7 protein-coding genes are annotated in these 8326 nt (G+C 56.4%); 5 read left to right on the forward strand and 2 right to left on the reverse strand.

Going from position 1 to position 8326, the window contains the following annotated elements; all coding sequences use genetic code 11:
* Positions 1–448: 448 nt before the first annotated feature.
* The 5 genes from QZ540_RS07515 to QZ540_RS07535 all read left to right on the forward strand — a co-directional run bounded on the left by QZ540_RS07515 (position 449) and on the right by QZ540_RS07535 (position 5123).
* Positions 449–781, forward strand: coding sequence for a hypothetical protein (locus QZ540_RS07515; protein WP_294628892.1), 333 nt, complete (start codon positions 449–451; stop codon positions 779–781).
* 92 nt (positions 782–873) lie between these two features.
* A complete protein-coding gene (locus QZ540_RS07520; protein ID WP_294628894.1) occupies positions 874–1776 on the forward strand; it encodes an adenylate cyclase in 903 nt (300 codons plus the stop codon).
* Between the two features lie 196 nt (positions 1777–1972).
* Positions 1973–3187 (forward strand): peptidoglycan-binding protein, encoded by a 1215-nt coding sequence (locus QZ540_RS07525; RefSeq protein ID WP_294628896.1) that lies wholly within the window; start codon positions 1973–1975, stop codon positions 3185–3187.
* Between the two features lies 1 nt (position 3188).
* Positions 3189–3965: an ABC transporter ATP-binding protein gene (locus QZ540_RS07530; protein ID WP_294628898.1), complete on the forward strand. Its 777-nt coding sequence runs from the start codon at positions 3189–3191 to the stop codon at positions 3963–3965.
* Positions 3966–5123, forward strand: coding sequence for an ABC transporter permease (locus QZ540_RS07535; protein WP_294628900.1), 1158 nt, complete (start codon positions 3966–3968; stop codon positions 5121–5123).
* Positions 5124–5244: 121 nt separating this feature from the next.
* Here the strand turns inward: QZ540_RS07535 and QZ540_RS07540 are convergent, their stop codons facing one another.
* Positions 5245–6093, reverse strand: coding sequence for a FadR/GntR family transcriptional regulator (locus tag QZ540_RS07540; protein WP_294628902.1), 849 nt, complete (start codon positions 6091–6093; stop codon positions 5245–5247).
* A gap of 221 nt (positions 6094–6314) precedes the next feature.
* Positions 6315–7988: an L-lactate permease gene (locus QZ540_RS07545; protein ID WP_294628904.1), complete on the reverse strand. Its 1674-nt coding sequence runs from the start codon at positions 7986–7988 to the stop codon at positions 6315–6317.
* Between the last annotated feature and the right edge of the window lie 338 nt (positions 7989–8326).

The following is an 8326-nucleotide window of genomic DNA, read 5'->3' on the forward strand; positions in this document are numbered from 1 at the left end:
CTGGAGTTCAGACGTGTGCTCTTCCGATCTCCCGGAAGATCAGTCTTCCGGGGCACCGCCCTTAGCTATGTGGGGTTATGGGGTTGAGGGGCGAAGCTTAGCCGTTGCGCTTGTCTTTGTTGTGTGTATTCATCGGGAGTGCCTTTAGAAGACTAAATTTTCCTGGATTTATCTTAATACGGTACGAACATGCATATATATGTGTGATTTAAATCACTGCCAGGTGATGCAGATTTTCATTGCATCTAAATATAGAGCCTTGCTATGATTCTTTTACCGTCTAACAAGTTGCGTTTTTTATATAAAACGCAATAAGTCACATATGCAAGTTGCATGATCCTCTTTATATGGTGAATCGATGTAAATAGTTATATGTCGACGAGATGGCATATCCACTCATGGGGGTCAGTAATTTCAGACTCCTACCTAAGCAATAAGGAGATTCGCTATGTCGCGTTCTACTTTTGTCCGTGCGGTGTCCGCAATCGGCGTTGCCGCCGCCTTGTCGGTTGGGGCAGCTCTGCCCGCTGCTCACGCTGATTTTCACGCATACGACCATGTTGGTCTCAAGGGTGAACTGGCTCGTTCTGGTTTCAGCAACTTCATCGATGTCCCCGACAATATGCTTTCATCAGCAGCCAACTGGACCGGCGGCCATCTCAGGGGTATTAACACTAACTGGTGGGGAAACAATGTTACCTTCCACATTAACCCAGGACAGGTGCTTTACTATGTTGGTGCTAACGCCAACGACACTACTGATTTTGTAGTTTCCCGGTAATACGGCACTACATCTGTCAGAGGGTAGGAGCCTACTCTTAGGGTTTAGGCTCCTACCTTCCCTGATTCTTACTGTTGAGAAAGGTGAAGTCCATGGCAAAGAAGCCCTTCGCATCCCTCGCCCTTATCGGTATTGCCTGCTGCCTGGGCGTATCGAGTTGCTCCACCACCGTTGAAGTTAAGCAAGACATTCGTAATGTCCTGGCAAGCTACGAGAATCCCTCCCCGGATATTAACGTGGCCCTCGTCAATGAGGTCAAAAAGTGCATGAGCGAGAAGTCCTTCACCTACTCCGGTAGCCAGAACATTATTGACGGCGCCTCCGTTCATGAACTTGCGATGAGTGGCGCCCACTTCGCCAACGAAGAAGCAGCCACCCAGGGATACTGGTCCACCCGGCAGGACAACGCTGGCTCCAGCAATGCACCCGCGATGGAAAACCCGGCATATCGCAAGGCGTTCCAAGGCGACCCCCAAGCCGCAGACAGCAAAACTGTCACCATCACGATGAGTAACGGCGCCCAGACCAGCATGGCAACAGATTCATGCCTGGGACGTGCGGCAGAGGCTGTCTTCGGCTCAGCAGAAAACTACCTCAAATACATCAACTTCGTTAACGAGCTCATCGTAGGTGGATCCAAAAATAACGCGGTAGAAGAAATGGGGAAATACTACCGCGATGACACCACCTACGGTGCCTGCATGAAAGAAAGCGGATACACCGATATCCAGCACTTCGGAGATGCTCCCAGCTACGCAGAGAAAAGCTGGGGTAAGTACAAGGCAGCCAATGCCGCCGCCAAAGCGGAAGAGCAGGCCCTAGCTCATGCCGACTATAACTGCCAAAAGTCCACTGGAATCCTGACTAAAGCACAGAACATCTACTACGAAAAGGCTGCGACCTGGCTCAATGAGCATGAATCGCTCATCCTTGAAGTACGCGATATCGAACGTCAGGCACAGGAGCGTGCCGCAACTCTAGTCAACGGCAACTAGCCGACGGCAACTAGTAAACGCTGATTCCTCGTTGGACATTTTCTAGCGAGAATTTTCTACCGGTCCTCTGCTCTCAACCGCTTTCACCCGCGGATGAGAGCAGAGGATACACCCCTTTATTCAGTCCCCGCCACGTTGTTACCCTCAGCAATTACCCCTAGTCCCACCCCATATTTCACCGCAGAAAGGTGAACCCATGAACACGCAGCAGAGTTCAGAAAACCCCCGCCGCGCCGCCACGACGGCAACCATACGCGCCTACCTGGTTCCGGTGCTCGTCATTCTGCTCGTCATCACCGGCGGGTTCTCCATCTACGCACTTAATACGGGGCTACGCACCAATGTTGAATCCAATGCGCAGCCGTCCCGCGCCGCGCAACTAACAACCCGCATCAGCACGCAGACTGTTACCCGCACCTACTCGGGAGAAGTTAGCGTGTCACCCGCCCGAAGCTACACCGTAGGAACCCCTCAAGGAGTGGTGACCAGGGACGGTGCTAAAGCGGGTACTCGGCTGAGTAACGGTTCAATTATCACCACTATCAACGAGCGTCCCATCATTGCGTTCAAGGGTAGTATTCCCGCCTACCGCGACCTTGCCGTAGGCGCACGCGGCGATGATGTTAAACAGCTCCAAGAAGCTCTAGAATCGCTCGGCTACAGTATCTGGGATGAGGAAGGAAACTACGGCGAAGCAACCGCCAACGCTGTCTACCGTTTCTACCTGGATCGTGGCTACTACCCTCCCGGGGATACTGACCGAACCGAAGAAGGACGCTACAACACTGCCCTGCCGCTCTCTGAATACCTCTTCGCTGACGGCAATGAATACACCGTAGACAACAGCTGCGGCACCAAAGGCCAAACCTCAACTCCGGCGCTGTGCACCCTATCCGCGGGTGGATACCGTCTGGTACTCTCCGCGGACGGTAGCGCTCTCAGCAATGAACTCGCTGAGGGACAGAAAGTCCAGATTCTTACCGATAACGGAAGTCCGCTCGAAGGCACTCTGGGCGCGGCCCTCACGCCCGAAGGCTCAACTAACGCTGACGGCGGTGCTAACGCAGGTGCCTCCAACGGTGCGCAGAACAGCGCGCGACCTAACAGCGATACCTCCGCACCGGGAGCTACCGCACGGAAACGCTACCCCATCACAATCGACTTGCCGGAAAACACGACGGCATCAACACGTTTTCAAGCAACCGTCACTCTCAACCGAGGCGCTGAAAACGCCCTCGCAGTGCTTGAAGCCGCCGTCAAAACCGAAGAAAACGGAACGCACTCCATCACCCTGGATAACGGTCAGAGCGTTCCCGTCACCCTTGGCATCTGCTCCGCCGGAATCTGCGAGCTCGTCAACCCCGCTGCAGAACTCAAGGCAGGTACCGTCGTGAAGCTGAAGGAGCGGTAAAATGCCTCATCACGAGACAGAACGTGCCCTCCCCACGAGCGCTACCGCCACAAAACCTAATATCGAGTGCCACAATATTGCGCGTTTCTTCCCGCCCTCCACCTGGGCGCTCAAAAACGCGACCCTCAGCATCCATGAAGGTGAATCGGTGGCCATTACCGGCGCCTCCGGAAGCGGAAAATCTACGCTCCTCTCTATCATCGGGCTACTCGATCAGCCCTCTGAAGGTGAGCTGAAAATATTGGGCCAAAACATGGGCACCGCCAGCGACGCCGAACGAACCGTGGCGCGCCGTGAGCATATTGCTTTCGTCTTTCAGGCGTACCACCTCATTGCTCATTTGAACGCCACCGAGAACATTGCCCACACCCTCCGGATGCGCGGCGTACCGGGCCGTCAGGCACATCAGCGTGCGTTGCAGGCACTCGAACAGGTGGGTTTGGGGCACCGTTTGGAGGTTCTTCCACGCAATATGTCCGGTGGTGAACAGCAAAGAGTCGCGGTTGCGCGTGCGTTAGCCTGCGCCCCGCGTATCCTGCTGTGCGATGAGCCTACAGGAAATCTCGATACTGAAAACTCTCACAAGGTGTTGGATTTGCTCCTCGCTGGCCGTGCGGAAAAGCAAAGCCTGGTCATCATCACCCATGAGCCCGATATTGCGGCTCGCTGCGACCGGCAGCTACACATGGTCGATGGAATGCTCGTTAGTCCCGAAATCACTAGTCCCGAAGAGCCGGCCTACCAAGCGCTCAAAGAACCCGTTGTCAGGGGAGGATAGATGCTAAGGAATAACCTTCACTACGCTTTCCTTGCAGTTGTCCGCCGTTGGCGCCGTAACCTGCTCACAGTATTGGCGATGCTCGCGGGAACAACCACCATCATCATGCTGGTGGGGGTCAGCGAGTCGTCAGCACTCAATACGAGCTCGCAGCTGGCCAGCTACGATTCCACCCGGCTCGGTGTGCGCCTCCAGCCGCAGACTTGGGATATACCGGAAGAGGAACTACTCTGGCGCGTTAACCAAATTCCAGAGGTCAAAGCTGCCGGTACAGTCACCATAGATACGCAGGCAACGCGTCCACAAGTCAACAGGCCGGGGCATGAGAGCCAGCAAACGCCCCTCGCAGTTGTCTCGGAAGCAGGTTTGAAAGCACGAGGCGCGCACATTGTCGAAGGGCAATTTTCTGAGCCTGCCCGCGAACGCCCCGGTGAGCCTACCGTCTATCTGGGTGTTGCCCTCGCGAAGGAGCTAGGGGCCAGTACTGAGCCCGGGCGGAATATGATTGAGGTCAACGGAATGCGAGCCTATGTGCTCGGCATTATCCGTGACGGCGGTAAAAACGCTGCTCTTAGTAGCGCTCTTATTCTGCCGACCACCTCCACTTTCTTGCCGCAAACCCACACCCTGCAACGCGGTATGGACGTCATCGTGAATCCAGGAAGCGCAGATACGGTCGCGGAACAGCTCAAGCAGGTACTAGATCCGCAACGCGCCCCCGTTGATACAAACATTGAGATTCCACCTTCACCGGTGACTCTTCGTGCTTCCCTGACGAAGGATAGTCGAGCTCTTACAACCATCATCCTGGTGGTTCTTATCGCCTCGACAAGCTTCGGCATTGTGATGACCATGCAGATTTCGGTCTGGGAACGCCGCCGGGAAATCGGCATCAACCGTGCATTAGGGTTGGGACGGCGAGATGTGGCGGTCAGCTTCCTGGCGGAGGCGGCTCTCCTCGGGGCCCTGGGCGCTCTTGGAGGCTTCATCCTCGGTGTTCTCGGTTCCTGGGTTGTGTGCCTTCTCAACGGGTGGGCGCTATCTCTGCCTCCCCTTATCCTGGGGATTCCTTTCCTCGGCTTGGCTGTGGGTATCGTGGCGGGTGCATTGCCTGCCTACGCGGCAACGAAGGTTCAGCCGCTTGAGCTCCTGCAATAATTGCCCCGCTGAAATAATTGCTCGGCGCATAAGGGCGGTGCCCCGGAAGGTCATTCTTCCGGGGCACCACCCTTAGCTATGTGGGTTTATGAGAGCGAGATACGAATGTGAGGGGTGTACCTTAGCTGTTGTGCACGCCTTCGTGGCACAAATCCTCGTGCAGAATATCCCGCGCCGGATGCTGCCGCGCCCGCTCCTCCGCAGCCCGATCAGACAGCGAATAGAACCACGTAATGTGCTCGCACACCCGCTCATAGGCTGCCTGCTCATCGTGAGAGGCAATCGCCTCAATAATGCCGTAATGCTGCTGCTGCAACGTGCGCTTGACCGCCTCCCAATCCTTTAGGAAAGGAACCGCCTCCTGCACATAACTCATCGTCGCCATGTGCAGAGAATCAATCACCGTATCAAGCACAATATTGCCGCCGAGCTTCGACAGCTCATAGTGAAAACGCGTATCGCAGAAGTGGAAGCGCTCATCGCTGATCTGCTCATCCATCTCTGCCAGATGCACGCGCGCCCGCTCCAGCGCCGCCGCACGCTCCGGAGTGTCCGGCGCGGCAGCTGCCGCACGCGCCGCAGGGCCCTCCAGCAGCAAGCGGGTTGAGACAACGTCCTTCACCGGCAGGCTACGGGTCGCAATGTGCATGCGCAGCGCCCAGCTGAGCGCATCCGACGGCTCAGAAATGATAATCGCGCCCGACTTCGGTCCCGAACCCGTGCTGGAACGAATCAGACCCAGCGCGTTCAGAACCCTCAAACCCTCACGGACCGAGGGGCGGGAGATACCGTGCCGTGCCGCCAGCTCACGCTCGGAGGGGAGCTTATCGCCCACACGCAACTCACCCAGGCGCAGGCGCCGCTCAAAGGTCTCCAGAATGATGCTGTAGCTGCGGTCCGCCAGAATCGGCTGGCGCTCAACCACAGGGGGCGCCTCTGCAGGCTGGGTGTCGTCAAAAGAACGAGGCATACTCTCTCCTGATAACGAGGCGGATAACGAAAAGAAGTCTCGACTCAGCATGTTCTCCCAAACTATTGGGGCAACCTATCGAGTCATAAGGGGCATAAAAAGCGGGGCGGCGATACCGGAAAGGTACGCCGCCCCGCTGTGGCCTCCGGTCAAACCGGGGCGAATGTCCTACTGTTCGTGAAGCGGATGCTTCAGGAACTCTCTAAAACCTGAGCTTCAGATTAGGGAATCATGAAGGACAGCACGTTGGTCTGCAGGAAGACCAGGACGCAGACGAACAGGAGCATAGCGAAGGACCAGGGGAGGACAGCCTTGAGGATGTCGGATTCCTTGCCTTCCATGTCCACGGAGGTAGCAGCAATAGCCAGCGACTGCGGGGAGATCATCTTACCGACCACACCACCGGTGGTGTTAGCAGCCAGCATGAGCTCGGGGGTTGCTCCGTGGATACCTGCGTGCTGCAGGTTCTCAGCAGCAGACACCTGCAGCTTGGCGAACAGTGCGTTCGCACTGGTGTCCGAACCGGTCACAGCGGTACCGATCCAGCCCAGAGCCGGTGCGAGGAACGCGTAGACGGTGCCCAGGCCTGCCAGGAAGGTACCCATAGCAATGGTCTGACCGGAGAAGTTCATGACGTATGCCAGTGCCAGAACCGAAGCAATGGTCAGGATGGACCAACGCATGCGGTAGACAACGGAACCGAACTCGGTGAAGATTGCCGGGAACTTGAAGGCGTAGCGGCCCTTCTCGTTGAAGAAGAAGTAGACGACAGCAACAACCAGACCGGAGATGATCAGCAGGGTGCCGGGGTTGGACATCCACGCGAAGTTGTAGACTGCATCCTTGACGGGCTTGCCGTCAGCGGTGACGAGGCGGGAGCTCAGAGCCTGGATATCAATCTTGATGACGAAGCTCTTCAGCCATGCCTTCAGGCCAGCGTGCAGGTTAGCAACACCGAAGATTGCAACGACGATGACGTAGGGCAGCAGTGCCATCCAGACACGAACGGCGGGCAGAGCTTCCTTCTCTTCAGCCTGTGCGGGCAGACCGTAGCGTTCACGAACGCCTGCGACGCCGCGCGGCTTCCAGAACTGTAGGAAGACAACAGCAACACCCATGGAGACGATGCAAGCAACAACGTCGGTCAGGTTGTATGCGGGGGTAGCAGCGGTGACCCACTGTGCAATTGCGAAGGAGACACCGATGATCAGTGCGGGCAGCCATGCATCCTTCAGACCCTTCATACCGTCAAGGATGACGAGCAGGATGAGCGGAACGAGCATTGCCAGGAACGGAGCCTGGTGACCAACGATGGTTGCGATAACGTGTGCGTCCTTGCCGCCAACGTCAGCTGCGGTGGTAATCGGGACAGCAACTGCGCCGAATGCCACGGGTGCGGTGTTAGCGATCAGAACGGTGACAGCAGCCTTAAGGGGCTTAACGCCCAGGGAGAGAATCATGGTTGCGGTAATTGCAACGGGAGCGCCGAAGCCAGCCAGTGCCTCGAGCAGACCGCCGAAGCAGAATGCGATGAGGATAGCCTGGATGCGCAGGTCGCCGCCGCCGAGGCGGTCGAAGACGCGGCGCAGATCTTCAAAGCGGCCGGAAAGGACGGTGATCTGGTAGAACCAGATTGCACCGAGGATAACCCAGCAGATGACCAGGCCGTAGATGCCACCGCGGATGGCGCTCAGACCGGCGAGGTCAGCGGGCATGTGGAAGCCCAGGACTGCTACGAGGATGGATGCTGCCAGTGCCACGAGTGCGGACCAGTGAGCGCGTGCCTTAACGCCCAGTAGCATCACAAAGAAGGTGAGGAGGGGAATGGTTGCCACGAGCGCGCTGAGGCCGAGGCTACCTCCCACTGCATTGGTTACAGCGGTATAAGTTTCCACTGGAACTCCTTTGGTTCAGGGTGTGTTTTGTGTGTGGTCAGACCATAGATAATTCTGTGGGGAACGAGTCATTGTTCCCTGCATGGGGATGTGGTCAGACCATTGATCGCATGTTTAGAAGAGTACCGGATAATGTGGTGTTTCACCAAAAGTGACCTGACTCATTTTTGTGGAAGGCGACCGGAACCTGGGCTCGCTTCCAGTGAAACTGCCGAAATATTGCGGTTCTGATAGTTAATTCCAGGTTCTGAAACTCGAATATTTTCAGATACATCACGAGTTGGGTGTATGGGTCATTGGTTTACCCAGGGGAGAGTCTTCATTTGGACGCATATACC

It is taken from the genome of uncultured Rothia sp., assembly GCF_916049665.1.
GTDB lineage: Bacteria > Actinomycetota > Actinomycetes > Actinomycetales > Micrococcaceae > Rothia.